Origin of the sequence: Helicobacter pullorum, from assembly GCF_900638355.1 — a bacterium.
Classification (GTDB): Bacteria; Campylobacterota; Campylobacteria; order Campylobacterales; family Helicobacteraceae; genus Helicobacter_D; species Helicobacter_D pullorum.
In genome coordinates, this window is record NZ_LR134509.1 from 643,566 (window position 1) to 668,238 (window position 24,673).

25 protein-coding genes and 1 tRNA gene are annotated in these 24,673 nt (G+C 33.7%); 6 read left to right on the forward strand and 20 right to left on the reverse strand.

From position 1 onward, the window contains the following. The first annotated feature begins 24 nt into the window (after positions 1 to 24). The 3 genes from EL247_RS03265 to EL247_RS03275 all read left to right on the forward strand — a co-directional run bounded on the left by EL247_RS03265 (position 25) and on the right by EL247_RS03275 (position 1,187). Positions 25 to 315 (forward strand): HU family DNA-binding protein, encoded by a 291-nt coding sequence (locus EL247_RS03265; RefSeq protein ID WP_005023280.1) that lies wholly within the window; start codon positions 25 to 27, stop codon positions 313 to 315. Between the two features lie 50 nt (positions 316 to 365). Then, positions 366 to 442: transfer RNA gene (locus tag EL247_RS03270), tRNA-Arg, on the forward strand. A 40-nt stretch (positions 443 to 482) separates the two neighbouring features. Further along, on the forward strand, positions 483 to 1,187 hold the full coding sequence (locus EL247_RS03275; protein WP_104745680.1) for an SIMPL domain-containing protein: 705 nt from the start codon (positions 483 to 485) through the stop codon (positions 1,185 to 1,187). Here EL247_RS03275 and EL247_RS03280 read toward each other — a convergent pair. The 16 genes from EL247_RS03280 to glyS form a co-directional block, all read right to left on the reverse strand. Beyond that, on the reverse strand, positions 1,184 to 1,756 hold the full coding sequence (locus tag EL247_RS03280) for a transformation protein (protein WP_005023278.1): 573 nt from the start codon (positions 1,754 to 1,756) through the stop codon (positions 1,184 to 1,186). The two genes, EL247_RS03275 and EL247_RS03280, sit on opposite strands and share 4 nt — an antisense overlap. Before the next feature lie 3 nt (positions 1,757 to 1,759). Beyond that, the gene (tmk, locus tag EL247_RS03285; RefSeq protein ID WP_104745679.1) at positions 1,760 to 2,329 is read right to left on the reverse strand and encodes a dTMP kinase; all 570 of its coding nucleotides are present in this window, start codon (positions 2,327 to 2,329) and stop codon (positions 1,760 to 1,762) included. Continuing rightward, positions 2,313 to 2,813, reverse strand: a complete 501-nt coding sequence (gene coaD, locus EL247_RS03290; RefSeq protein ID WP_005023275.1) for a pantetheine-phosphate adenylyltransferase — start codon at positions 2,811 to 2,813, stop codon at positions 2,313 to 2,315. Before coaD ends, tmk begins: the two co-directional genes overlap by 17 nt. Beyond that, the gene (pyrC, locus tag EL247_RS03295; protein WP_126442001.1) at positions 2,813 to 3,817 is read right to left on the reverse strand and encodes a dihydroorotase; all 1,005 of its coding nucleotides are present in this window, start codon (positions 3,815 to 3,817) and stop codon (positions 2,813 to 2,815) included. Before pyrC ends, coaD begins: the two co-directional genes overlap by 1 nt. Positions 3,818 to 3,820: 3 nt before the next feature. Beyond that, complete coding sequence (locus EL247_RS03300) at positions 3,821 to 5,188, reverse strand: phosphomannomutase/phosphoglucomutase (protein ID WP_104745678.1); 1,368 nt, start codon at positions 5,186 to 5,188, stop codon at positions 3,821 to 3,823. A gap of 8 nt (positions 5,189 to 5,196) precedes the next feature. Then, complete coding sequence (mqnF, locus tag EL247_RS03305) at positions 5,197 to 6,420, reverse strand: aminofutalosine deaminase family hydrolase (protein WP_104745677.1); 1,224 nt, start codon at positions 6,418 to 6,420, stop codon at positions 5,197 to 5,199. Further along, positions 6,420 to 7,277 (reverse strand): mechanosensitive ion channel family protein, encoded by an 858-nt coding sequence (locus tag EL247_RS03310; protein WP_005023265.1) that lies wholly within the window; start codon positions 7,275 to 7,277, stop codon positions 6,420 to 6,422. Before EL247_RS03310 ends, mqnF begins: the two co-directional genes overlap by 1 nt. Positions 7,278 to 7,286: 9 nt before the next feature. Beyond that, positions 7,287 to 8,489, reverse strand: coding sequence for an amidohydrolase family protein (locus EL247_RS03315; RefSeq protein WP_104745676.1), 1,203 nt, complete (start codon positions 8,487 to 8,489; stop codon positions 7,287 to 7,289). Positions 8,490 to 8,671: 182 nt separating this feature from the next. After that, complete coding sequence (locus tag EL247_RS03320; RefSeq protein ID WP_104745675.1) at positions 8,672 to 9,736, reverse strand: glycosyltransferase family 9 protein; 1,065 nt, start codon at positions 9,734 to 9,736, stop codon at positions 8,672 to 8,674. Then, positions 9,717 to 10,490, reverse strand: coding sequence for a glycosyltransferase family 2 protein (locus EL247_RS03325; protein WP_060661855.1), 774 nt, complete (start codon positions 10,488 to 10,490; stop codon positions 9,717 to 9,719). The genes EL247_RS03320 and EL247_RS03325 overlap by 20 nt, the downstream gene beginning before the upstream one ends. Then, positions 10,483 to 11,397: a lipid A biosynthesis lauroyl acyltransferase gene (locus tag EL247_RS03330; protein ID WP_065829387.1), complete on the reverse strand. Its 915-nt coding sequence runs from the start codon at positions 11,395 to 11,397 to the stop codon at positions 10,483 to 10,485. The genes EL247_RS03325 and EL247_RS03330 overlap by 8 nt, the downstream gene beginning before the upstream one ends. Beyond that, positions 11,394 to 12,407: a lipopolysaccharide heptosyltransferase I gene (gene waaC / locus EL247_RS03335; RefSeq protein WP_065826890.1), complete on the reverse strand. Its 1,014-nt coding sequence runs from the start codon at positions 12,405 to 12,407 to the stop codon at positions 11,394 to 11,396. The genes EL247_RS03330 and waaC overlap by 4 nt, the downstream gene beginning before the upstream one ends. Then, complete coding sequence (locus EL247_RS03340) at positions 12,401 to 13,858, reverse strand: Ppx/GppA phosphatase family protein (protein ID WP_104745674.1); 1,458 nt, start codon at positions 13,856 to 13,858, stop codon at positions 12,401 to 12,403. Before EL247_RS03340 ends, waaC begins: the two co-directional genes overlap by 7 nt. Beyond that, on the reverse strand, positions 13,858 to 14,109 hold the full coding sequence (locus EL247_RS03345; protein ID WP_054195704.1) for a YfhL family 4Fe-4S dicluster ferredoxin: 252 nt from the start codon (positions 14,107 to 14,109) through the stop codon (positions 13,858 to 13,860). Before EL247_RS03345 ends, EL247_RS03340 begins: the two co-directional genes overlap by 1 nt. Before the next feature lie 88 nt (positions 14,110 to 14,197). After that, positions 14,198 to 14,800: a beta/alpha barrel domain-containing protein gene (locus EL247_RS03350; protein WP_104745673.1), complete on the reverse strand. Its 603-nt coding sequence runs from the start codon at positions 14,798 to 14,800 to the stop codon at positions 14,198 to 14,200. Between the two features lie 9 nt (positions 14,801 to 14,809). Next, positions 14,810 to 16,858 (reverse strand): glycine--tRNA ligase subunit beta, encoded by a 2,049-nt coding sequence (gene glyS / locus EL247_RS03355; RefSeq protein WP_005023245.1) that lies wholly within the window; start codon positions 16,856 to 16,858, stop codon positions 14,810 to 14,812. A gap of 191 nt (positions 16,859 to 17,049) precedes the next feature. On the opposite strand from glyS, the gene EL247_RS03360 reads away from it, so the two are divergent. Both EL247_RS03360 and EL247_RS03365 read left to right on the forward strand, forming a co-directional pair. Continuing rightward, positions 17,050 to 18,252, forward strand: coding sequence for a sensor histidine kinase (locus EL247_RS03360; protein ID WP_126442002.1), 1,203 nt, complete (start codon positions 17,050 to 17,052; stop codon positions 18,250 to 18,252). A 130-nt stretch (positions 18,253 to 18,382) separates the two neighbouring features. Beyond that, on the forward strand, positions 18,383 to 19,972 hold the full coding sequence (locus EL247_RS03365; RefSeq protein WP_126442003.1) for a methyl-accepting chemotaxis protein: 1,590 nt from the start codon (positions 18,383 to 18,385) through the stop codon (positions 19,970 to 19,972). Here the strand turns inward: EL247_RS03365 and EL247_RS03370 are convergent. Next, positions 19,969 to 20,889: a tRNA dihydrouridine synthase gene (locus tag EL247_RS03370; protein ID WP_077246807.1), complete on the reverse strand. Its 921-nt coding sequence runs from the start codon at positions 20,887 to 20,889 to the stop codon at positions 19,969 to 19,971. The genes EL247_RS03365 and EL247_RS03370 overlap by 4 nt on opposite strands. A gap of 203 nt (positions 20,890 to 21,092) precedes the next feature. Between EL247_RS03370 and EL247_RS03375 the strand changes: the two genes are divergently transcribed. Further along, positions 21,093 to 21,428 carry a DUF5666 domain-containing protein gene (locus EL247_RS03375; RefSeq protein WP_005023236.1) on the forward strand — a complete coding sequence of 112 codons (336 nt, stop codon included), beginning with the start codon at positions 21,093 to 21,095 and terminating at the stop codon, positions 21,426 to 21,428. Here the strand turns inward: EL247_RS03375 and EL247_RS03380 are convergent, their stop codons facing one another. The 3 genes from EL247_RS03380 to mtaB are packed head-to-tail and all read right to left on the reverse strand — an operon-like array spanning position 21,429 to position 24,670. Next, positions 21,429 to 21,737: a hypothetical protein gene (locus tag EL247_RS03380; protein WP_104745671.1), complete on the reverse strand. Its 309-nt coding sequence runs from the start codon at positions 21,735 to 21,737 to the stop codon at positions 21,429 to 21,431. Then, positions 21,724 to 23,409 carry an AAA family ATPase gene (locus EL247_RS03385; protein WP_104745711.1) on the reverse strand — a complete coding sequence of 562 codons (1,686 nt, stop codon included), beginning with the start codon at positions 23,407 to 23,409 and terminating at the stop codon, positions 21,724 to 21,726. The genes EL247_RS03380 and EL247_RS03385 overlap by 14 nt, the downstream gene beginning before the upstream one ends. Next, positions 23,396 to 24,670 (reverse strand): tRNA (N(6)-L-threonylcarbamoyladenosine(37)-C(2))-methylthiotransferase MtaB, encoded by a 1,275-nt coding sequence (gene mtaB, locus EL247_RS03390; RefSeq protein ID WP_081003360.1) that lies wholly within the window; start codon positions 24,668 to 24,670, stop codon positions 23,396 to 23,398. Before mtaB ends, EL247_RS03385 begins: the two co-directional genes overlap by 14 nt. Positions 24,671 to 24,673 lie beyond the last annotated feature (3 nt).

The window sequence follows — 24,673 nt, forward strand, 5'->3', positions numbered from 1 at the left end:
ATAAAAATATGGAGGTTTCCAAAGATGAACAAATCAGAATTTGTTGACTTAGTAAAACAAGTCGGTGAGTATGAAACAAAAAAAGAAGCTGAAAAAGCAATTAGTGCATTCGTTGCTGCAATTGAAAAAGCTCTTTCCAAAAAAGATGGTAGTGTTGAACTTGTAGGTTTTGGTAAATTTGAAACTGTGCTTCAAAAAGGAAAAGAAGGAACAGTTCCAGGAACAAATAAAAAATATAAAACAAAAGATAAATTTGTTCCTAAATTTAAAGCAGGTAAAGGTCTTAAAGACGCTGTTGCAGCTGCAAAAAAATAACTTCTTTGCTCCCTTTGGGGAGCCTTCTTGTGTAAATTCAATAACTTTTTGTCCTCGTAGCTCAGCTGGATAGAGCACACGATTCCTAATCGTGAGGCCATGCGTTCGAATCGCATCGTGGACACCACTCCAAAAAATGTAGAAATTTTAAATATTGAGGTAAAGTGATGAGCAAAATAAGTGTAACCATTTTGGGGATATTTTTTGTGGTATGTAGTATAGTTTTGGGTTATGGGTTTATGCAAGGAATCATGGCTTTTAAATCAATGGATAGAAGTGTTATAGTCAAAGGATTGAGCGAAAGAGAAGTGCAAGCTGATGTGATGATTTTTCCAGTAAGTTTTACGCGAGCTAATAATGATTTGAATCTTTTGTATAGAGATTTGGCAGAAGATTCTAAAAAGATTTTGATGTTTTTGGAGAAAGAGGGAATTAAAAAGGAGGAAATCACATTAAAAGCTCCAAGGATTACTGACAAAGTGGGAAATTCTTATAGCGAAGTTCAAAATATTGCTTATCGCTATAATGGGCAAGGTGAAGTGTTGGTTTATACAAAAGAAGTGGATTTAGGGCGAAAAATATTAGAGAAAATCGCAGAACTTGGCAAAGATGGCTTGATTGTCAAGGTTGAGGATTATGAGATTGAATATCTTTATACAAAGCTAAATGACATAAAGCCTCAAATGATAGAGGAAGCGACTTTTAATGCAAGGGAAGTGGCAAAGAAATTTGCACAAGATTCTCAAAGCAGTTTAGGTAAAATCAAAAAGGCTTCTCAAGGGCAGTTTAGCATTTCTAATCGAGATAGAAATACTTCACATATTAAAAAAGTGCGTGTAGTTTCTACTATTGAATATTATTTGAAAGATTAATATTTCGCATCGCTTAAGACAAATGCCATTAAAACATTAGCGCCATTTGCATAGAGGTATTTTTGTGCCTCTTTGAGCGTGGAGCCTGTAGTGATGATGTCATCTATCAAAATAATTTCTTTTTTCTCTACATTTTGAGTGAGGTAAAAATTTCGAGGATTATTTTGGCGAAATTTTAAATCTTTGCCCGCATAAGATACCGGATTTTTGGCTAATAGTGTGTGGTAGAGTGGCGTAATACCCAAACTTTTTAGATTCTTAAGAAAAATAGCATTATGGGCATAACCTTTTTGGCTGATTTTATCATCAATCCCAATCCCATAAGCTTGCAGTGGTTGGTTTAGAATCTCTTTTAGATAAAGATTGATTTTGGAGGTTAAAATTTTATAAATTTTGCTACCGATAATATGGTATTTAGCATGGAGTAAATATTCGATATCTTGATAATCATAAAAGCTATAAACTTTAAGATTATCTATTTTTCTAATCTTTGGCTGGATTTTAATATCTTCAAAGCACGCCTTGCAAAGAGTAAAAAAAGTAAGGTTTCCACATAGCAAACACCGCAAATTTTACTCTTTGATAAAGTTGATAATTTGTTGAGTGATTGTTGTTTTTGGAAGATTGGCATTGATAGAAATGTAAGGAAGTTGTAGCTTTTTTATAATGGCTTTTGTTCTTTGTTGGAGTTCCAAAAGATACTCTAGCCCTCTTTGTTCTATTTTGTCTTCATTTTTTGATTGGAGGCGTTGTTGTAAATCTTCTTTTTGCAATTCCAAAAATATAACTTTTTGCGGCAATATTCCCTGTGTAGCAAAGAGATTAAAGGCTTTAAGAGTTTCAAAATCAAAGTCTTTTGCATAAGCCATTCCAGAAATTAAACTTCTATCAGAAATGATTAATTTATCGGGGTTGGCTTTGAGTATTTCATAGGCGTGTTGTGCCCTATCTGCCAAAAATAGCAACATTTCTGCCCTTGAATCTAGCTCAATGGAATCTTCTAATAAGATTTTTCGGAGCTTTTTTCCAAGAGGGGTAGCACCCGGCTCAAAAGTAAAGATTGCTTCTTGGAGGGCAAGTTTAAGTTCTTGAATCTGTGTGCTTTTGCCGCTAGTATCAATTCCTTCAATGACTACATACATTGCTTTCCTTTATGAAATTGCTTACACTTTTTGGGGTTAAATGCTTGATTTCTCCTCCATGGGATAAGATAGAGCGAACAACACTTGAGCTAATAAACGCATTTTGCAAAGAAGGCATAAGATAAATGGTTTCTAGCTTTGGATTTAAAGAAGCATTGGCATAGCCCATTTGCAATTCATATTCAAAATCACTCACCGCTCTAAGTCCTCTTATAAGAATATTGGAATTTTGCTCTTTGGCAAAGTCAGCTACCAAATTGTCAAAGCCATAAACATAAAGGGAGGGGAAACTCAATTGAAGTTCTTTGATAGCAAGTTTTGCCATTTCTATGCGTTGTTCTTGACTAAAAAGAGGTTTTTTGTTTTCACTTTTTGCCACAGCAATGATTAGCCCATCAAAAAGTTTACAAGCTCTTTGGACAATATCAAGATGCCCATTTGTGATAGGGTCAAAAGTCCCGGGATAAATTGCGATTTTTGACATTATGCTAAACTCCATTGCAGTGTTTGTCCAGCAAACATCGGGACAATGCCTGCATATTCTTGTGGGACTTGAAAAGGCTTTTTTGTGAGCGTGATTTGTTTGCTTGTGCGAGTTAAACCATAAATTTTGCTAGCATTAATGCTAATAAAAGATTCAAGATTTTCTAATGCGTTATGGGCTTCAAAAGTTTGTGTGAGTGCTTGAAGCAAAATAGGGGCACTAAAGATTCCAGCAGAGCCTTTTTGGGATTCTTTGTTGCTTTTTAAATGTGGAGCAGAATCACTACCAAAAGAGAATTTTTGATGTGCTTGTAATGCGGTTTGCAATAGAGATTCTTGGTCCTTTTTTGTTTTTAAAATAGGCTTGCAAAAATAATGTGGATTTAGCATTCCTCCAATCACATCATCTAAGCTTAATAAAATGTGGTGCAAAGTCAAAGTTGCAAAGAGGTTATCATATTTTTCTACCAAAGGAATAGAGCGTCTATCGCTTAAGTGTTCAAAGATGATTTTTAACTTAGGAAAATTTTTGGCAAGGTATTCAAAAATGGAATGAAATTCTACTTCTCTATCCAAAACAAAGCCATTTGTTTCTCCATGAATGCTTAGAATCATTCCCAAATTTTGTGCAATTTCTAAAATCTCTAAAATTTTATCACTTAAGATTTCGCTTACACCATTTTCGCTTCCTGTGGTTGCACCTTTTGGGTAGAGTTTTAGTATAAAGATTCCATTGTCTTTGGCTTCTTGCAAGTCATCAAGCCCTAAATTTTCATTAAGATATAACGACATTATTGGAGTGAAATCGCCTCCTTGTGTGGCTTGTAGGATTCTTTGTTGGTAAGCTAAAGCAGATTTTGTATCTAAGATAGGTGGATTAAGATTTGGCATAATAAGTGCATAAGAAAAGCTTTTGGTGGTATGTTGTGCGACATTTTGCAGTATCTCTCCATCGCGTAGATGCAAGTGCATATCAAAAGGGGATTGTAGGGTGATTTGGTCCATTCTCTATCCTTTAAAATTAAGTAAATCTAAGAGTGCTTTTTGGTAAGTTTCTTTGGCGTATTCGCTTTTGGCTTCAAAGCGAGTTACAAGCATTGGGGTAGTGTTGCTAGCTCTAATTAATCCCCAACCTTCTTCAAAAATAACTCTCAAACCATCAATATCAATAATTTCTACAATTTTAGGGAAGTTTGCAGGTGGATTTTTTAGGATTTGTTGTAATTCTTGGATAATTGCAAACTTTTGATTTTCAGTAGTTGGAATCTTGATTTCATCTGTGGAGTAGAGTTTGGGTAGAGTTTGTAGGATTCTATCAAATTCTAATCCATCTTCTTTGATGAGTTCTAAAACGCGTAAAGCTGCATAAATAGCATCATCAAAACCAAAATATCTATCATTAAAGAAAATATGCCCACTCACTTCAAACGCAAGATGAGCGTTGGTTTCTTTGAGCTTGACTTTGAGATTGCTATGCCCTGTTTTATACATAATGGCTTTGCCGATTTTGTTGATAGATTCAAACATATTTAAAGAGCATTTTACTTCGCCGATGATAATAGGATTTGGAATCTTTTGTGCAAAAATAATAGCTAATTCATCGCCTTTATAGACTTTATTTTCTTTGATGACTGCTAATCTATCACCATCTCCATCAAAGGCAAATCCAATACCGCCATTTTTTGCTACCAAAGCTTTAATATCTTTTAGATTTTTTTCTTCGCTTGGATCTGGATGATGGTTTGGGAAAGTCCCATCAGGATTAAGATATAAGCCCTCAAAGTGCAATTCTAGTCTTTTTAGGATTTCTGCAATCCCAACTCCTGCTATGCCATTGCCACAATCAATGCTAATAGGAATTTTCAAGCCTTTTAAACTTTGAAATTCTTTGGTTAAAAATTCAATGTATTTTTCTAGCGCATTAAGTTTTTTGGGGTTAGCAGGTTTGGTGTTGATAGAATCTAGAGCATAAAATTTTTGCTCTAGCTGGTAAATATCCTTGCCAAAAAAAGGTTCTTTTAGAAGTGTAATTTTAAAACCATTGTATTGTGGTGGATTGTGTGAGCCTGTAATCATAATGCTACCATCAAGCTTTAATCCATCAAAATCTGTAAAAAGAGCAAAATACCCTACAGGGGTTGGAATCTGTCCTAAATTGTAAGTGATGATTCCACTTGCTTCAATTCCGCTACAAAGCCACTGGAAGATGATTTCTGAATGCACTCTTGCATCATAACCAATCCCAAGCGTTTTGCCCCCTCGTTTTTTGAGTTCTTCTCCGATTAGAAAACCAATTTTGATTACATTTTTTTCTGTGAGATCTTGATTGTAGATTCCGCGTATATCATATTCTCTAAAAATTGCTAGTTTTTCCATAAAAATCCTTAAATAATTTGTTTTCCGCCAATATAAAGAGCTTCGGCTTTTTTGGTGTATAATAGTAACATGAGTGCAAGTTGCTCTTTGGCTTTGGTTTTGAAAACTGCAAAGTCTGGCAAAAATCCCTTTTTTAAGCTTCCTGCTTTGATGCCTAGGGGATTATCTTTGTGGGCATAGTAGGTAACTCCAAGCAACAAATCTTTTGCCAAAGATTCAAGATCATAATCCATATAGGCATACAAGGCAGTGCGTAATTCATCAAGCAAAGAGAGCGAATCATTAGAGCTTTTGCCATCGGTTGCAAAAATAGGGTGGATTTGAGATTGTTTGCAGAGATTTAAATCTAAAATTTTGTTGTTTAATAAGCGATTTGATTTGGGGCAAGAGATAATTTTCCCTTGCATTTTTGCAATCATTTCTAAGTCTTTGTGTGTGGCTTCTAAACAATGGACAAAATAAGGTTTTAGCCCTCTAAAAGAATTTAAAAAGTCAGAAATGGTATAAAAGGGTTGCATTTTTGTGTGGAAAAATCTTTCAAAAAAGCCTTGAAAATAGCCCTTTTTGGTTTCTAGCCACTCTCTTTCTTCTTTGGATTCTAAAAAATGTACGCTAAGGGGCAGAGATTGAGTTTTGGCGAGATTTAAAACTTTTTGTAGCATTTTAGAATGCACAGAATAGGGCGAGTGAATAGCTAATGCAGGGAAGAAATGATGAGAAGAGAATTGCTGTGAATCTTGCAATCTTGCAAGTAGATTTTGGTAGAGCATATCCAAAGCTTCTACTTTAGAACCGATGGCTTCATTGAAATACAAAACGCGTAAAGGGCTATTTGCTAAAGCTTCTAAATCATACCCATAGCTAGAGATTGCCCCTACAAAGCCTACGCCACTTTGCAAAAGAGTTTGGATAGTATTTTGCATTTGTAATTGAAGTGAAGAATCCATGAGGGATTCTCGATTTTCTATTACACTATCAAGCCATTTTCCAAAATTACCAAACTTCAAACTCCCTTCATTTTGGCTAAATTCTAAATGAATATGTAAGTTTGTCAGTGCAGGGGTAATTACGCAGTTTTGGTAATATTTTTGGGATTTTGTAGGTTTGTTTTGGAGATTTTCATAGGTATCAATTTCTAAAATTTCATTTTCATTGAAGTAGATTCCGCCATTTTTAATGATAGAAAAATCCTCATTGCAAAGCAATAAATAATCAGCCCCAATAAGATACATTATTTATCTCCCCTAAGCAATGGAGTTTGGGTGGGATTGATATTAATATCAAGCTTGTTGTAAGGTATTTCAATGCCCTTTTGTTCAAAGGTTGCTTTAACTTTTTGGGGAAGAGTAATGTTGGCTTGAAAATAATCTGCTGTATTAACCCAAAACCTCACAAGCAAATCCACACTGCTAGCATTTAGTGCATTTACACCTATAACAGGTGCAGGATCTTTTAGCACCAAAGAATCTTCGTTGAAAATTTCTTCTAAAATTTCCTTTGCTTTGGCAATGTCGCTACCATAATCAATTCCAAAGATTAAATCCATTCTTCGTGTTGGATTGATATTGATATTGATAATGGGTGTAGAAACAAGAAGGGAATTTGGCATAATGATGACTTGATTGTCTAGTGTTGTGAGTTTGGTTTCAAAAAGGTTGATAGAATCAACTTTGCCTACCATAGAATTTACGCTAATGACATCTCCGCGATTAAATCTTCTTAAAACAACCAAAATAATTCCGCTTGCAAGATTAGATAAAGAATCCTTTAGTGACAAAGCAATTGCCAAACCAGCAGTCCCTAAGACAGCTATAATTGAGGTTGTTTTAACGCCAAGATTGCTTAAGGCGGTGATAAAGGTTAGAAGTAAGATTCCAGCAAAAACAACATTTTTCAAAAAAACTCCCAAAGTTTCATCTTTGGTTGCTTTGATGATTGCTTTTGAGGTGTATTTAGAGAGGATTCTAGCAAGATAGTATCCAAAAAGTAGGATTAAGATGGCACTGATTAGATGAGGGGTAAAATTGATTGCCCATTCAAAAAATTTATCCATTAATAATAAAAGTTTTTCTTCTATTTTTGCATTCATCATTAGTCCTTAAAAGATTTTTTTGCCCTTAATAAAATGCCCTTTGATTTTTCCTGTGAAAATCCAGTCATAATAAGGGGATTCTTTGTTGTCAATGACTTGGTTTTCTTTGGTATCTAATACAATCAAATTTGCATAATAGCCTTTTTGTATGAGACCATAATCTTTTAATCCCAAAATTTGTGCAGGATTTAAAGAGAGTATTTTGCTTAGTTCTGTTAAAGACATATGAGAGTTTTTTACCAAAAGTGTATAGCACATTGGCACGAAATAATCTATCATATCAATCCCAAAGGCTGCTTCATCAAAGGGTAAATCTTTTTGGGAGAGAGAGTAGGGAGATTGCAAAGAAGTCAATAAATCAATTTCCATAGCTTTAAGGTGGTTAAGAAGTTTTGTGCGAGTTTTTTCGGATTTTAAAGGAGGCTTGATTTTGGCTAAGGTGTTGTAGTGATTGCATAAATTTTCTGTAAGCATTAAATGGTGAATAGAGGTTTGTATGAAAATATCGGGGTGAGTTTTTTTGGTGGTTTGTAAAATTTCAATGCTTCTAGTGGAGGCAATAGCATCAAAAACAGCCTTTATTTTCATAAAATGCACTAATTCGCTAATCATAGCAACTTCTTTTGTCTCGCTAAGTTCTGTGATGCCTGATAATCCTAATTTTCCACTAAGCTCGCTTTCGTTCATCACACCATTAGCACTCAATGATTCATCTTCACAATCAAAAAATATCGGCACATCAAGCATTAATGCAAATTCGCAAGCCATACGGAGTGAATTGCCATTTTCATTGGATTTTGCATAAATCCCTTTTGCACCTTTTTTGTGAAGTGTTGAGATATTTTTATTTGTATTTTGCACAAGCCCTAGAATCTGTGCTTGAAAAGTGTCTTTTAGTGCATCAAGCAATTCTATGGCAAGTTCTGTATTGGTAGAATCTTCACTCTCTGGTATCAAAGTAGCTAATCCAATGCCTCCTAGGGCAGCTTTAGAGGAAAGTTTAAGTAGATTTTCTTTGTTGAAATTTTGAATACGCGTGTTTAAATCAATAGCGCTTGGTAAGATTGTCATTCCCTCTGCTTGGAAAATTTCCTCATTTTCTTGGGGTAGAATATTGCGTTCAACTTCTGTAATTTTCTCATTTTCTATACGAATATCGCCTTTGTATTCACCATTTGCATCACAAATCATCGCACCTTTAATTAGCATACAAAACTCACTTATTATAAAAATTTTGAAATTATGGCACAAATAAAACTAAAAATGAATAAAATAATGAGGGTTTCTATGTTTAAAATGCTTGAAATTTTGCAAAGTTGCATGGATAGAATCGTTTTGAATTAGCTATAAGAAATAAAAATATCACAAGAGGACAAAAAGAGTAAAGTAAATCAATGGTGGCGGATTATATTGTTTAAAAAATCCAAAAGATATGAGAGGGCTTTTTGTTGATTAAGTCTTGAGAGTAAGCAATCGCTTATTTTAGTATCATTGCAACCAGCCCTTCCACAGGGAATACAATCAAAATCTTCTTGATAAACAAAATGTTTGCCCATTTGTTGGATTCCATTTTGTTTGTTGTAGGTGCTAGAATCTAAGTCATTATCCCAAGGACCCCAACTTGCCACTCCGCTAGGACCAAAAAAGGCAAAAGTGGGGATATTGTTGGCTGCTGATAAGTGCATAATGGCAGTATCTACTCCAACAAATGCGAGGGCTTTTGAATTGAGCAAAGAAACTTCAGGGAGAGTGAGTGTGCCATCAAAATAAAGAGGCTTGCTAAGGCAAAGTTTAAGAATGTTTTGTAGTTTTTTAGATTCTCTAGAATCTTTTGCAGCAGTCAATACACAAGGGATATGATAGGTTTGTGTGATAGTGTCAATGATTTTAGCACAAAAGGAGTCATCAAGGCATTTAAAAAACCAACGACTAAAGAGATGAAGATGAATGAAATGTGGGGGCAGATTGTTAAGATTTGTGGTTTTTTGTGGCATAGGAGTAAGGACTTTTTTTGAAAGAATGGGGATATTTAAGATTCTTAGTGCTTCAAGATTATCTTCAAGATTGTGTTGGTGTTTTGGTGTGAGTTTGTGGGTGTAGAGATTTTTTGACCAAAAAGAGTTGGGCGGAAAACCAACGCGTATTTTAGCACCACTCCAAAATGCCAAAAAAGCACTTCTTTCGCCGCTTGTAAGTCCAATTACCATATCGTATTTTTCTTTTTTAATGGCTTTTAGCAATGCTAATTCATCATAGATTCTTTGAAGTTTGTTTGGATTTCTTTTTAGGGTGTGGATTTGGTTGAGATATTGTGTTTGTAGAATCTTTTCTGTGCCAGCATTGACTAAAACATCTAAAATACAAGAATCGCCATAATATTTTTTAAGATTATAAAAGAGTGGGCTAATAAGTAAAACATCGCCTATATTGCGTAGTTTAATGATTAGAATTTTCATATTTTACCTTTTTGTTGGCTTCATAGAGTTTGATGTATTTCCAAAACGCAGTTTGTGCGTTATAGCTAGCAATAACGAAACCTTCATAACCCTCCAAAAATCCCTTTTGAAAGAAATAGTTTTTAATAAAACACCATAGCGAATGTACTAATGCTTTAAGGGGGGAGCTTTGTTTTTTGTTGCAGAAATCTTTGGCATAGAGGGTTGTGTATTTTTGCATCTTATTTAGAAAATCATTTGTGTTGGCATAGGGAAAGTGGGAAATATAGCCTTTTAGTGGAATTACTTTCAGTTCAGAATTTAAAGCGACAATTTTTTCATGGACTTCGCTATCATCAAAATCAGCATTTTTTCTATTATAAATACCACAAAATCTATCTGGATACCAACCACAACTTCTAATATGCCGTCCATTAAAGTAGTTTTTGACATCATAGCTATAACAAAAATCATTTTTTAGCGGATAATGGAGAATTTCATCAATGAGATCTTTTGAGGCAATTTCATCGCTATCAATAGAAAGAATCCAATCATTTTTTGCAAGTTTGCTACCAAGTTGTTTGAGTTTGCCAAAACCTATAAAATCATGTTTGTGAATCTTTACATTTGCAAAACTTTGCGCAATTTTTAGAGTATCATCATTAGAGCCATTATCCAAAATTATGACTTCATCAAGTTCTTTAAGAGATTTTAAAACTTCAAAAAGAAGTCTTTGGGAATTTTTGGTAAGAATGACAGCAGAAATTTTATTCATTAGAATGCCCTTTGTAGATTTCTTCATATTGATTTTTGAATTTTTTATGGAACCATAGCCATTCTTTTGGATTTTCTTTGATAATTTGCTCTAAAATATCGCTTTGAATTTGTGTGAGGTTGTGGATATCTTCTTGTGCATTTTGTGTTTTTTGGAATTCTATGGGAGGTAGAATCTTGATGAGAATCTTTTTGTAATCTTTGGAATAATACGCAATAAAATGTATGATTTTGGCATCAAATTTTCTTGCCAAAAGAGAAGCAATGGGTGTGTGGCGGACTTTTTTGCCAAAGAAATTGACAAGCTCCCCTTCTTTGTTGGCTGTATTTTGGTCAGTAACAATCCCTACTACTCTATCTTTTTTGAGTGCTTTAGCAAGGGGAATGGCAGCACCTTTTTTATCAAGAATGTGGATATTGAATTTGGAACGCACTTGAATGAGGTACTCGTTAATAAGGGGATAGGGAGTCATGCGTGCAACTGCTGTAATGCGATGATTGAAATAACAAGAAAATGCGGGAGTTGTGTATTCCCAATTTCCAAAATGGGCAGTTACAAAAACAATATTTGTGTGATTATCGAGTAAATTTTGGATAATTTCTGGTTTGTCAATGTGAATGGTTTTTAGGATTCTTTCTTTTGTGCTAACAGCGAGCATAAAAAAACTAATGGAGTTATAAACTAAATTCAAATAATTTGTCTTTAAAATTTCTTTTTTTTGCTCTTTTGAAAGTGTATTATTATAAGCAAAATCTAGGTTTGTAAGCAAATCAAATTTGCGTCTTTTGTCCAAAAGGAACAAAAGTAAAGCAATTAATTTTGCAAATCCTAAACGCAAAAAATGTGGCATATACAAAAAGAAATAGCCCAAAAGGTTTAAAAAAGAAAAAAGTAGCAGTTTTTTCATATTTTTCTCTCTAATAGGGATTTTGCAAGATTGAAAATTTCTTGTGGAGGGATAGTTTGGATGCTAAAGTTTTTTTTATCATAGCTTTTTTTGTTGGTATTATCTGGAGTAGCTACAAGATAAAGATTGATTGGAGTTTGCAGGTGGAATCTTTTTGGTGGAGTTGCTCCAAAAAGCGTGATAGAAGGTTTTTGTAATGCCCATGCTAAATGAGTGATTCCTGTATCCCCTCCAATAATTAAATCCATTTGTGCTAAGAGTGCTTTAATGGCATTGAGACTTAGATTTGTGAAATGATAAAAATGCAATGAAGAATCATTAATGGTGGTTTTATGGGTAAGAAGAATAGGGGATATTCCAATGGCATTAAAGAGTTTGACTAGCTCCAAAAATAGGGCTTTTGGATAGGTTTTATTTGGTTTTGAGGTTTCTAGCACAAAAAGGATATTTTTAGAATTTTTGGGTAGTTGTGGAGTGAGTGCGGGATTGAAGCTTAAAAAGGGTTTGGGATTAAAAAGTGTTTGTAAATTTGGGGTGGGTAGATTTAACGCATTAAAAGCTAGGGTGGCATTGCGTAAAAGAATGTGTTCATGATAGGGGATATGGATTTTTTGGGTATAAAAAAGGGCGGCTAGAGATTCCTTTGTGCTTTTAAAGTCAAAGCCAACATATTTTTTGGAGTGGAGAATCTTCCCGACAATAGCAGATTTAATAAGCCCTTGTAAATCAATGACAATATCATAAGATTCGGATTTTAGGGTTTTGTAAATCAAATAGAGATTTTTGAAGCTTTTTTGCTGGATGCTTTGCTTGAGTGGAATGGCAATGAGTTTATCGACAAAGGGGGAAGATTCTAGTATTTCTTTAAAAGAACTATCAACATACCAATGAAAAGTAGGATTGTGGGTTTGTGAAAGTTGTTGGTGCAAAAGAGGCAAAATGCTTGCACTATGAATAATATCACCCATAGCGGTAAGACGAATAAAAGCGACTTTTATGGGTTTTAGCATAATTTCAACCGAAAGAATTTTGGAAGAGTGAGTTTTTTTAGTTTTTCTTTTGTGAGGTAAGAAAAATTTGTGTGGCGAATTTCTAATGTGTAATTTTCATCTTTTAGGAAATTAAAAACAAAAGATTCTGGTTGTGGATTGTAGCTTAGAATCTCTGCAAGTGCAACAAAAAAACTCAGGATTTGCAAAACTTCTATTGGAGGGAGAAGTTGTTTGTAGGGCAAATCTTCTGGGATTTTTTTATTGTTGTAGCGGATAAGAGTGGCGATAATTAGCCTATCTTTGTGTGTTAAGGCATAATTTAGCGCATTAAATAAAAGATAATTTCCATGGTGGTTTTTTTCATAAAAGTTAAGTGCTATTCCGATGTTGCAAAGTTCTGCGGCGATATTGAGATGTTTTTTGTAAGCAAAGTCTAAGAGTTTCAAAGAATCTTGAATTTCAAAGAGCTGGTTAGCGAGTTTTTTGATAATTTTAGAATGCCTAGGATATTTGATGAATCTATCTTTGAGATTTCTAACACTAGGGTTAAAGTTTGGTGGAAAGTGCTGGTTGTGATGACGCAAAAGATCATGCAAAAATACCCCTTCTCTTACTCCAACGCCGCTTGTTACGATTGTTTTTGCTTCAAAAAGATTGAGTGCTAAATGGAAAATTAGAGCCCCACCTTGAATAGAATCTAAACGCTCTTCTTTGATATTTAATTTTAATAAATCTTTTTGCTCGCTTGTATAAATAGTTTTGAAAAAACTGCAATAATCTTTAAAAGGATATTCAAAAGCATGGAGTGTATTTAAGGGATAATTGATTTGTTTTTGTATGGCTTTGCTTAAGGCTCTAGCTGTTCCACCAATTCCAAAAATTTTTGGATTTTTGAAGTGGTTTGGGAGGGTGTTTAGATTTGCTAGGACAAAAGCATGTGCACCTTGATAATCACCTTTGTCAAAAAAGAGTTCTTTAAGGCGAATTGTGCCAAGGTTGAGTGAGATTTTATCGATAATTTTGTGGTTTTGTATCAAAGCACATTCTGTGCTACCTCCGCCAATGTCAATGGTGATTCCTTCTTTGTAAGGAAGGAGATTAAGAGCTGCTAATGCTCCAAAATAAGCTTCTTCTTCTCCACTAATAACCTTAATGTTTAAGCCAATTTTCCTGGCTTCTTGTAAAAAAATATTTTTGTTAGGGGCATCTCTTAGGGCTGAAGTTGCTACACAAATGATTTTTCTTGCTTTGTGAAGTTTGGCTATCCACAAAAAATCTTGCAATGCATTGATGGCTCTTTGCATGGGTTCTGGCTGTAAAAAACCATTGTTTTCATAGGTGGATTCTGAGATTCTTACTTTGCTTTTTGTTTCATAAAGTAGATGAAATCCAAAATGGCTGGTTTTTTCAAAAATCGCCATTCTAGCAGAATTAGAGCCAATATCAATAATTGCGGTGATTTTTGCCATTAATCTTCTTTGTGGAGTTGAGAATATTTGAATTTTAATTCTTCAAGCGATTCAATATTATCTGGGTCAGAAACAATCGCATCAACAGGGCAAACAGATAAACAAGCAGGCTCATCATAAAAACCATAGCATTCTGTGCAACGCTCTGGGTCAATAATATAATATGGATCTCCCTCTTCTATTGCTTCATTTGGGCATTCTTCCCTACATGCATCACAGGCAATACATTCTTCATTAATCATTAATGACATAAAAACTCCTCAATAAAAATAAGCAAAGTTTTTAACCAAAAGAAACTAAAAGAATACTTAAAAAGTGTAATAATTTAATTTTCTTTTGCTAAAAGTCCTCTATATAGGTATCAATTCCTTGAATCTTTTGTGGATTTTTTTGGGCTAAGATGATTTTTTTTTGCGGGATTAGGGGAATAAGATTTGAATTGTTTTGGAGATTTAAGATATCAGCTTTTGCAAAAATGGCTTTGCTTAAGTCTTCTTTGGAATTGATAGTGAAGATTCTTTCTAATCCGATTTTGATAGCAAAATCACTCAATTCTTTGAGGTTTTTTTGAGATAAAATTGATGGAGTTAGAATAATGCAATCTGCCCCAAAAACTAAAGATTCTAGGATTTGATAAGTATCGATGATGGGATAATTAAAAATAAGAGGCACATTGACATAGCGTCTAACAAATGTAAGGTTTTCAAGAATATCCAACAAAAAGCAAGAGGCTTCCTTTTCTTTATTTTGTGAGAATTCTAAAAAATCTTTTGTATTTGGGATAGAGTAGATATTTTTGGGGTAATATTGTTTTGTTTTGGTAAGAATTTCTTTAATGGGACGCGGTTGATAAGGTGTATAGGCAAGGCTTCTACCAAGCCATTCTTGGGGGTAATTTTGCTTTTTGAGTTCAATTTGTTTTTTGAGTTGCGTTAAATCCAAGAGAAGACTCTAAAAGCTAATTTCTCTAATATCAGCAATATTTAAAAAGGCTTGATAGATTCTTGCAATGAGATTCTTGCGATTATTCCTAAAATCTTCATCAGGGGCATTTACTAGGACTTTATCAAAGAATCTACTAAGCAGAGGATTGAGGTCTAAAAGCATTTGTAGCTGTTCTTGATAATTAAGCGTTGGGGATTTTTCTTCATAGAGGCAAAATGCCTTGTGAAGCTCTATTTCTTCTGTGGCTAGTAGCTTATCTTGTTTGATAGCTAAGCTAGAAGAGAGATTGACTTCTTTTGTGATATTAGCTACTCTTTTGAAGGTTTGCATTAAAAGATTTTTATCTGCATTTTTGAGGACTGAATTTAATGCATCAAGCTTTTGGTAGATTTGCAATATATTTTTCTCATTAGTTGCCAAAATTGCTCGCAATAAAGAAGGATTGTAATCAAACATAGAATCCATTCTCTCTAAGATAAAATTTTCTAATTGTTGCAAATCAAAAGGCTTATAAAGAGGGCTTAAAAGCGAGGATATTTTTTGTAAATCAAAAGATAAATTAAAATGCAAAATAATTTTGATAATTCCTATAGCAGCGCGTCTTAAGGCAAATGGATCTCTGGAGCCACTAGGGATTTTATGGATACTAAAGAGTGCAAAGAGATTATCAAGTTTGTAAGCAAGCGCTACAAATGCACTAATAAGATTGCTAGGGAGAGGGCTTTCTTCGGAATTTGGTAAATATTGCTCTTTGATAGCAAGGGCTACTTTGCTATCATAGCCTAAAGCATTCGCATAATAATATCCCATAATTCCTTGTAATTCGGTGAATTCATAAACCATTTCACTCATTAAGTCAGCTTTTGAAAACATACTAGCTTGGTCAAGAATCTCCAAAGTTAGCCCAATATCTTGATTTTCTTTTTCAAGGTTTTTTGTGAAAAGTGGGGCAATTAGCTTGATGATTTGCCTTTCTCTTTGAGTTTTATCCCACATAGAGCCTAAGCCTTCTACAAAGGTTACATTTTTGAGTTTTTCTGGCATAAATCCATTTTTGAGATCATTGTGATAAAAGAAGAGTGCATCTTCTAATCTAGCACGCAAAACTTTGATATTGCCTTGGATAATGGCATTAGAATCTTGAGCTAGACTATTTGAAACTACAATAAAACCATTGTAGAGATTCTCGCCTTTGTAGGTTGCAAAGTAGCGTTGATTAACTTTCATAGAAGTAATAATGCAAGGAGCTGGTAGTTCTAAGAAACGCTCGCTAAATTCACCAAATAGAGCGGTTGGATATTCTGTAATGCAAACAATTTCTTCTAAAAGATTTTCATCAATTTCTACTTTGATATTTTTTTGGGATTGAATCTCTTGAATTTCTTGTAATATTTTAGTGCGTCTATCTTCTTGATTGAGGATAACCATACCCCTTTTTAAAATTTCAAAATAATTATCAATGCTTGTAACTTCTTGTGGTGCAAAGCTAATATTTCTATGAATGAAAGTTTGGTTTTGGGATACTACTCCATAGAGATTTAGGCTAATTGGTGTGTTATTTAGCAGGCATAAAATCCAAGAGATAGGGCGGATAAAAGATTCTTTTTGGTCTCCCCAACGCATAGTCTTGCCAAAATTGAGTGATTCTAGAAATTCTTTTGTGATAGTTTGCAATAAGTCTTGTGCAGGTGCTTTTGGGGATTCTTTTTTGAAATAAAGAATTTCTTTGTTGTCTTTTGTGATTGTGCTTGCTTCTTCTTGAGTGATGCCGCATTTTTTGAAGAAGCTTAGGGCAGCTTGAGTTGGATTGCCATCTTTATAAGCAATGGTGGTTGGCGGACCAAAAAATTCAAGCACTTGAGGGCTTTGTGAAGTTGGAAATTGATTTGCAATGATGACTAAGCGTCGTGGTGTATAGTAGAAATCAAAATCACACAATAAGCGATGATTTTGCAAAATTTTGCTTAATTTTTGTTTGATGTTTGGAATCTCTGCCAAAAGTGGGATAGCAGGAAGTTCTTGCGTTCCTATTTCAAGTAAAAAAGAAGTTGTCATTACAATTGCCTTAACAAATAAAATTTGAGAATTTTAGCAAAACCAATACAATAAAAAGCTTTAATTGGATAAATTATTACGATAAAATATAACATAAGGAAATTTGAAAACTATAATAAAAGGAGATGGAATATTAATTTTTTGATATTGTTTTTGTGATTAATGTTTTGTGATGATAAGGAGGTTGTCCAATGCAAAGAAATAAAAAGATACAAGATGAAGAATTGATGGTTGATAATCAAGAAAGGATTCAAGGTTTCAATCAGGAATTAGCAAAACAAGTTGAGTATGAAATCGCACAAAGAATGTTTAGTGATTATTTTTCTAACTATCTATTTGAGAATAGTTTGAATCCCATTGTAATTATACGCGATGAGGATTTTAAGGTTATTAAAAGCAATTCAGGTGCATTGGAGATTTTTGGCAAAGAGATTGTGGGATTAGATTTCATAGAGTTGTTTAGCGATAAAAAGAATAAAGAAAGTATTTTAGAGGGAATCTACAAGGCTAGAGAAAGCAAAAAGCGTCAAAGTTTTAAAATGCAATTGATAGGGAAAAACAATCAAAGTTTGTCGGCTATTGTGAGTATTTCGCTTTTTTATTATATGCAAAAAGTGGATTTGTGTTTTACTTTTGTGGATATTTCAGATATTGTAAATCTTGAGAAAGAGTTGAATGATAAGCGGGCTATGCTGGCACAAAAGAGCAAAATGGAGGAGATGGGGAAAATGTTGGGAAATATCGCCCATCAGTGGAAGCAACCTTTGAATGCTTTATATTTGCTTTGTCAAAATTTCAAAGAAATGAATAAATTTGGTGAAATCAATGCAGAAAATATTGAAAAATATATCAATATAATGTTGGGGCAGATTCAATTTATGTCTAAAACTATTGAGGAATTTAGAGAATTTTATAATCCTTCAAAAGCAAAAGAAGAAGTTTGTGTGTATCAAGAGATTAAAAATATTTTGGAGTTGTTTTATCGACTTGTGGATAAAGGAATTTCTATTGAGCTGTTGTCTAAAAATGAAAAAATGCAGATTTTTGCTAGCAAAAATGAATTTTGGCAAATTATTATTGTGTTGATTGATAATGCTCTTGAAGCTATCAAAGCTAGAATCCAAAAAGGAGAAATCAAAGAGGGAAATATCAAGATTACTTGTCAAAATAAACAAGGAATGTGTATCATAAAAGTAGGGGATAATGGAGGAGGAATCTGTGCAGAAGTCGCTAATAGGATTTTTGAAACTTATTTCACAACTAAGGAAAATGGAAATGGAATTGGACTATCTATGGTAAAAATGATTTTAGAGAAAATGAGAGGCGATATTACTTTTGCAAATCATAAAGAGGGAGTAGAGTTTGAAGTAAAGATACCATTGCATAGAGGGTAAATATAATGGTGGGTAAGTGAGGATTGCAAACTATAAATAAATAATTAAAATATAAATAAGATGTTTGTAATTTTTGGTAATGTATGATTGATAGCTTAAAAATGAAATGTGAAGATGAGGAGAGGGGAAAATGTTTAGGACTATACGCTCAAGAATTATTGCCATAATTGTAGTTTTCTTAGCAATGCTTTTGGGGTTGGTGTATTTTAATTTGGAAAAAGGCTTTGATGATATTGCAAAAAGTAGCTCTACTGGGGAGTTAAATAAGCTTAATGCAATGCTTTTTGAAGGGTTAAAAGTGGCAATGAATACGGGTGATCCTTTGGTAATTGGCGGTTTTATTGAAGGGGCTAAGAAAGTTCCGGGGATTGTCAATATGGAGGTTTTTCCTTCAAAAGAAGTGATAGAGCTTATGGGGCTTAATAAAACTTTTACCCAAAAAGATGAGATTTTAAAAGTCTTTGAATCCAAGCAAGAGGATATTCGTGTTTATAATAATGAAAAAGATAGAGGCTATTTGATGGCAAAACCTATCATTGCAGAAGAGAATTGTTTGATGTGTCATGCAACTTCTCAATTAGGAGATGTTTTGGGTGTTGCTGAAATGCAAATTTCTAGCCAAAGTTTAATAAAAAATGCCAACACAATCAAAGCAAAAATCGTTATTTGGATGGCGGTTGTGGGTGTGATAGCATTAGCGTTGCTTTTGTTGTTGATTAATCGCTGGGTTTTTAATCCTATTTCTCGTTTATCTAATATTGCTTATGACTTATCCCAAGGTGATGGAGATTTGACAAAAAGGTTGCCAACAAGAAATAGAAATGAAATTTCTAAGGCGAATTCTTATATCAATGATTTTATTCAAAAGATTGCAAATATGGTGTTAAACGCTAAAGATTTAAGCCATCAAAATATTGCACAAGCAAATCGTTTATTTATCGCTTCTAAAGAGATTAATGAAAGGGTTGGAAAATCTGCTGAAGTGATTGAAGAAAGCACAAAATTAGGGAAAAATATCGAATCGTTATTAAATGAATCAATGGAGCTTGTTCAAAAAAGTACAAAAAATATCCAAGTAACCACTAAGGAGCTTTTGCAAACCAAAGAATTGCTTATTAAAGTAGCAAATGATGTCCAAGAAAATGTGAGTGTTGAGCATGAAATAGCCGATAAACTTTCTGTGAGTGCGCAAGAAACAGATAAAATTAAGGGTGTTTTGACGATTATTTCAGAAATTGCAGATCAAACAAGCCTTTTGGCGTTGAATGCAAATATTGAAGCTGCTAGGGCAGGGGAAGCTGGAAGAGGGTTTGCTGTGGTGGCTGATGAGGTGAGGAAACTTGCAGAGAGGACACAAAAAAGTTTGGGGGAAATTAATGCAGTCGTCAATATGATGATACAATCAATCAATGATTCTAATAGTGCGATGAATGATAATGTGCAAAATATTACAAAGGTTTCGGATTCTTCTATGGAGAGCACTCAGATTCTTGAAAATAATGTGAAAATGTTAGAAATCTCTGTGCAGGATTCTTTAGAGATTTTACAAAAAATGAATGAGCTTTTCTCGGCGGTTAATGAGATATTAGAACAAGTTGGCAAAGTCGAGAATCTCACACAAGAAAACAGCAAAAGTGTTGATTCTATCAATGAAATTACTAATGAAATTTCACAAAAAGCAAATAATTTAAATCAGCAATTAGATTCTTTTAAATGTTAGTTTTCAAAACTGCTATGCGTAAAGAAGTTAAAAATCTCTTCTCGCATAAGTGCAGGATTGGTTATGGCATTGACTTTGTTTCTAAAATCACTCGCCCCTTTTAATCCCTTAGAATAAGCGTGGAGGTTTTTTCTAAACATAATAGCGCCATAATCCCCTCTAAAGCTAATAGTCCTATCAAAATGTTCTAACGCAACTTGTTTTCTTAGCTCAATGGATTCTTCTAAATTGTTTTTAATTTGAGTAAAAATCCAAGGTTTTTCAATGGCTGCTCTACCTATCATAACACCTTCAGCCCCTGTTAATTCTTGTACTTTTTTGGCAATTTGTGGGGAGGTAATTTCTCCATTAGCAATTAAAGGGTGTTGGATATTTTGTTTGATAAGTCTAATAGAATCATAATCAATCTTATCCTTTTTGTATCCATCGCTTTTTGTTCGCCCATGCACAACTACATAATCAATAGGGGAATCATTAAGAGCATTTGCAATTTCTAATGGAATTTTTTTGTCAAAACCCAAACGAACTTTGACGCTTAAATAAGGGAATACGCTTGTTTCTCTTAGAAGTTGCAGAATCTTTACAAGTTTGTTTAAATCTTTTAATAAAGAACTGCCACTCCCATGGCTAGAGACTTTTGGGGCAGGGCAGCCGCAGTTCAAATCTAGGATTTGGATTTCATTTTTGAATTCATTGAGGAATTCTACAGCTTTTTGGATGATTCCAAAATCATTTCCTGCAATTTGGAGTGCGAAAGGATTCTCAAGCGGTGATTTTTCTATCATTTTGATAGTTTTTTTGTTTTTAAAAGCGAGGGCATGGACACTTATCATCTCGCTAACAGTAATATCAGCACCAAATTTTTTGACAACCTCCCTAAAGGGCAAATCGCTATATCCTGCAAGAGGGGCTAACATTAAGGTGTTTGGTTGGATAATATTTTTTTTCAAAAGAACCTCTTATATAGTATTTTTGGAATTCTAGCATATATTTTTTGGGATTTTGGATGGTAATTATGAGTGTATGGAAGTTTAAAGTGATAAAACTTGTTAGAATCTTGACAAAAAATACACAAAGATACATTAGAATTTTGTTTGTAATTCAATACAAAGGATAAAAAATGAAATTAAGAAAAAGTCTAATGGGTGTCATAATGGCAGGTTTATTGAGTGTTCCAGCTCTAGCAGATATGGATATTAATGGGCAAATTGTAAGTGTGAATGATGCTAAAAAAACAATTACAATAGCAGGACCTAGCGGAAATGTTGAGATTCAAGTATTTCCTTATACAGAATTAAAAGGCGATGATTGTGGCGTTTTTGGTGCTTGGGATACTCATGAGAAATTTACAGCGCTTAAAGTTGGAATGTTTGTAAAAATTGATGCGATTCCACAAGCACAAGGCATATTAGGTGCAAAAGAAATAGAGTGGCAATGTGGTAGAAAGGCTTACTAATTATAATGCAATCACTAAGCCAAATTGACTTAGTGATTTGCAATCACAAAAAGATTTGGAATCTTTTTGCAAGAAAAAATAGATTTTGCAATGGAATTTTTGTATTTCAGAAAGGCAAGATGTTGGCAAAGAATGTGGGAAGATTAAAATTAATCTTTGGATTCTTTTGTGCTGTTTGAGTAAAGAAAGTGTGTAATTAATGGCGTATTTGGAATCTTGTTGCATACCTACAACGCTAAAATCACACAAAAGGGACTTTGGGACAAATGAAGGGATTTTACATTCTCCAAAAACTTTAAAATTCCCCATGGATTAAACTACCTATTTCATTGTATTCTAATCTCTCATTGATTAAAAGTTGTTTTTGGATTTTTTCTAAATGGTTGCGATAGTTTTTGAAGAAATTAAATCGCTCGTTTTTGCAAGTTTCTAATATTTTGACAATATCTTCTTCCCTGCCCAATAAAAATTCTCCCATTCCATAAGTTTCTACCATTTTGTATGCAAGATTTTTGGCTTCGTTTAAATCGTTTTTGGAATGTGAATAATGTTCTGAATAAAGAAGCTCTAATGCAGCAATTCCAGAAAGATAAATTTTGATTTGATTTTCTAATTCATTCTTGCTGAGAAATTCTTTGTCTAATTGCTTTAAGCCATCACTCATTAAAGTAATTTTTTCAAAAGGGACTTCAAACCAATAAGCACTGAATGCTTTTGCGGCTTGATAATAAGCCAAAATCTCTTTTTCTTTTTCGCTAAAGCTTAGTTTTTTTCTAATCCCAATCATCACTTTATCACGCACATTTAAAATATCTTCTTTTTGAATGATTTTAGAATCTCGCTTGATTGCACAAAGGGCTGCTTCATTGATTAAAGAAGCAATTGCTGCACCACTAAAACCTATACAAAGCCTAGCTACTTCTTCATAATCAAAATCGCACTTTTTGTTTTTTGTATGCACTTTTAAGATTTTGATTCTTTCTTGCAGGTTTGGCAATTCAACAAAGATTCTTCTATCAAACCTCCCACTTCTAAGAAGGGCTTTATCCATTGATTCAATATTATTTGTGGCACCAATAACGATAATTCCATTGCTATCTTCAAAGCCATCCATTTCTGTTAGAAGCTGATTGAGTGTAGTTTCTCTCTCATCATTTCGCATTCCACCCCGTGCTTTCCCCACAGCATCAATTTCATCAATAAAAATAATTGCAGGGACATTGAGTTTGGCTTTGGTAAATAAATCATGCACTCTTTTTGCTCCCATACCCGCATAAATTTGCACAAAACTTGCTCCACTTTGATAAAAAAAGGGAACCTTAGCTTCCCCTGCAAGAGCTTTGGCAATAAGGGTTTTTCCAACACCGGGAGGACCGACTAAAAGCACTCCTCTAGGGAGTTTGATTCCAAAATCTTGATATTTTTTTGGGAATTTTAGGTAATCAACGATTTCTTTTAATTCTTCTTTGGCTTCATCAATTCCAGCAACATCATCAAAAGTTAAGTTAGAATGAATGGGTTTTATATTGTGCAGCATAAAAGCTTCATTAGCAATCATTTTGGCTTGTTGTTGGTAATTTGGTGTTTTTTTGGTTTCTTGTGTAAAAGATTGTTGAAGTTTTGTTCGATTAAAAAGCACTAAAAACAAAAATAATAATATAACAACCAAAAAGATTGCAAAAATATTGATTATAAGGTTGGTTATAAATCCACTCTCTTGTTTGATTTCCAAAGGTATTTTTTGGGCGAATTGTTTCAAGTCTATGGCGTCTTTGGCGATTTTATAGGATTGTCCATTGATGTCAAAATAGAGGTATTCTCCTTTGATTTTTGCATTGTTTGGGAGAGAGTTTTGTGTGATTTTTTCTAAATGAGTAGTGCTGATGAGTGTGGCAGAATCTTTAAAGATTAAAACGCTAAAAACAATCGCACAAAGCAATAAGGCAAAGATTCCAAAATAAAGGGTTTTAGATTTCTGCATAGTTTTTGTCCATTTTTGGGATAAAATTATTAATTTCAATCCAAGAATCTTTTTGTATCGGATTTTTTGAGCTTATTTGAATTTTGTTGTAATATTCATCAAAGCCTAGGCTAGTATAAGTGTTATTTTCAAATTTGCAATCCTCTATGAGAATATTGAGAGGAGTTTTGGTGTGAGCTAGGTTTTGTCTAAAAGCAAAATTGTTTTGTGCTATTTTTTCTTCTATGTTTTTTTTGCGTTCCCTTGCTATATTGCCGGGGATAGTTTCTTTGAGGGTGGCAGAAAGGGTGTTAGAGCGAGGGCTATAAATAAAACTATGCAAATGAGTAAGTGGCAACATTTCAAAGTTTTTAAAAGCCTCTTCCCAGATTTTTTGACTTTCTTGTGGATGTCCTACGATGAAATCGCTTCCTAGTGCAAATCCCTTTTGTGCAATTGTATGAAAAAGCTCTAAGTCTTTCTCAAAAGTATTTTGGCGATTCATAAGCTTTAACATAAAGGGTGATGTATGTTGCAAGGCGATATGTAAATGTTTTTCGATTTTTGGGTTGTCTAAAAAATCTAAAAAATCTTGAGTGATTTGCGATGGTTCTAGGCTGCCTAATCGCAAGCGTTTTACTTGTGGAATAGCGCAAATAGATTCTAAGAGTTTGGTGATATTTTCTCCCAAATCTTTTCCCCAGCTTCCCATATTTGTGCCTGTTAAAATAAACTCACTAAAACCATTTTGTGTGAGTTTTTTGATTTGATTGATGATTTTTTCTTTGGGGAAACTTCTTGCTTTGCCTCTAACACTTGGGATAATGCAATAGGAGCAAGCAAAATCACAACCTTCTTGAATCTTGATGAAAGCACGACTTTTGCCAACAAAATCAGTGATAATATTTTTATCTAGGCTTTCTAAATCCCCTTCTAAATAAAAGCTTTGTGATTGTTTGAGAATCTTGTTAATATCTTCTTTGTAGGAATGTCCAAAAGCTCCAAAAATTAGTCCTTTTTGCAATAAATCTTTCCCTTGAGTTTTTACTCCACAGCCTGTAAAAAAGATTTTTTTTCCTTCGTTTTGGAGGCGATTAACATAATTTCTAACCCCGCTATCTGCACCATTAGTAACGGTGCAAGAATTAATTACAATAATATCAGAATCTTCTTCATAGGGCGTTTGAATAAAATCTATTAGAGAATTAATCATAACTTGCGTATCAAATAGATTAGTTCTACAGCCAAAAGTTTTAAAAAATACTCTAGGTTTATTTTGCATCAT

What these genes read in the sequence shown, in the direction of transcription:
- EL247_RS03265 (WP_005023280.1), top strand. Translation starts at nt 25, where the DNA reads ATGAACAAATCAGAATTTGTTGACTTAGTAAAACAAGTCGGTGAGTAT.
- EL247_RS03275 (WP_104745680.1), top strand. Translation starts at nt 483, where the DNA reads ATGAGCAAAATAAGTGTAACCATTTTGGGGATATTTTTTGTGGTATGT.
- tmk (WP_104745679.1), bottom strand. Translation starts at nt 2,329, where the DNA reads ATGTATGTAGTCATTGAAGGAATTGATACTAGCGGCAAAAGCACACAG.
- coaD (WP_005023275.1), bottom strand. Translation starts at nt 2,813, where the DNA reads ATGTCAAAAATCGCAATTTATCCCGGGACTTTTGACCCTATCACAAAT.
- pyrC (WP_126442001.1), bottom strand. Translation starts at nt 3,817, where the DNA reads ATGGACCAAATCACCCTACAATCCCCTTTTGATATGCACTTGCATCTA.
- EL247_RS03300 (WP_104745678.1), bottom strand. Translation starts at nt 5,188, where the DNA reads ATGGAAAAACTAGCAATTTTTAGAGAATATGATATACGCGGAATCTAC.
- mqnF (WP_104745677.1), bottom strand. Translation starts at nt 6,420, where the DNA reads ATGTATCTTATTGGGGCTGATTATTTATTGCTTTGCAATGAGGATTTT.
- EL247_RS03310 (WP_005023265.1), bottom strand. Translation starts at nt 7,277, where the DNA reads ATGAATGCAAAAATAGAAGAAAAACTTTTATTATTAATGGATAAATTT.
- EL247_RS03315 (WP_104745676.1), bottom strand. Translation starts at nt 8,489, where the DNA reads ATGCTAATTAAAGGTGCGATGATTTGTGATGCAAATGGTGAATACAAA.
- EL247_RS03320 (WP_104745675.1), bottom strand. Translation starts at nt 9,736, where the DNA reads ATGAAAATTCTAATCATTAAACTACGCAATATAGGCGATGTTTTACTT.
- EL247_RS03325 (WP_060661855.1), bottom strand. Translation starts at nt 10,490, where the DNA reads ATGAATAAAATTTCTGCTGTCATTCTTACCAAAAATTCCCAAAGACTT.
- EL247_RS03330 (WP_065829387.1), bottom strand. Translation starts at nt 11,397, where the DNA reads ATGAAAAAACTGCTACTTTTTTCTTTTTTAAACCTTTTGGGCTATTTC.
- waaC (WP_065826890.1), bottom strand. Translation starts at nt 12,407, where the DNA reads ATGCTAAAACCCATAAAAGTCGCTTTTATTCGTCTTACCGCTATGGGT.
- EL247_RS03340 (WP_104745674.1), bottom strand. Translation starts at nt 13,858, where the DNA reads ATGGCAAAAATCACCGCAATTATTGATATTGGCTCTAATTCTGCTAGA.
- EL247_RS03345 (WP_054195704.1), bottom strand. Translation starts at nt 14,109, where the DNA reads ATGTCATTAATGATTAATGAAGAATGTATTGCCTGTGATGCATGTAGG.
- glyS (WP_005023245.1), bottom strand. Translation starts at nt 16,858, where the DNA reads ATGACAACTTCTTTTTTACTTGAAATAGGAACGCAAGAACTTCCTGCT.
- EL247_RS03360 (WP_126442002.1), top strand. Translation starts at nt 17,050, where the DNA reads ATGCAAAGAAATAAAAAGATACAAGATGAAGAATTGATGGTTGATAAT.
- EL247_RS03365 (WP_126442003.1), top strand. Translation starts at nt 18,383, where the DNA reads ATGTTTAGGACTATACGCTCAAGAATTATTGCCATAATTGTAGTTTTC.
- EL247_RS03370 (WP_077246807.1), bottom strand. Translation starts at nt 20,889, where the DNA reads ATGTTAGCCCCTCTTGCAGGATATAGCGATTTGCCCTTTAGGGAGGTT.
- EL247_RS03375 (WP_005023236.1), top strand. Translation starts at nt 21,093, where the DNA reads ATGAAATTAAGAAAAAGTCTAATGGGTGTCATAATGGCAGGTTTATTG.
- EL247_RS03380 (WP_104745671.1), bottom strand. Translation starts at nt 21,737, where the DNA reads ATGGGGAATTTTAAAGTTTTTGGAGAATGTAAAATCCCTTCATTTGTC.
- EL247_RS03385 (WP_104745711.1), bottom strand. Translation starts at nt 23,409, where the DNA reads ATGCAGAAATCTAAAACCCTTTATTTTGGAATCTTTGCCTTATTGCTT.
- mtaB (WP_081003360.1), bottom strand. Translation starts at nt 24,670, where the DNA reads ATGCAAAATAAACCTAGAGTATTTTTTAAAACTTTTGGCTGTAGAACT.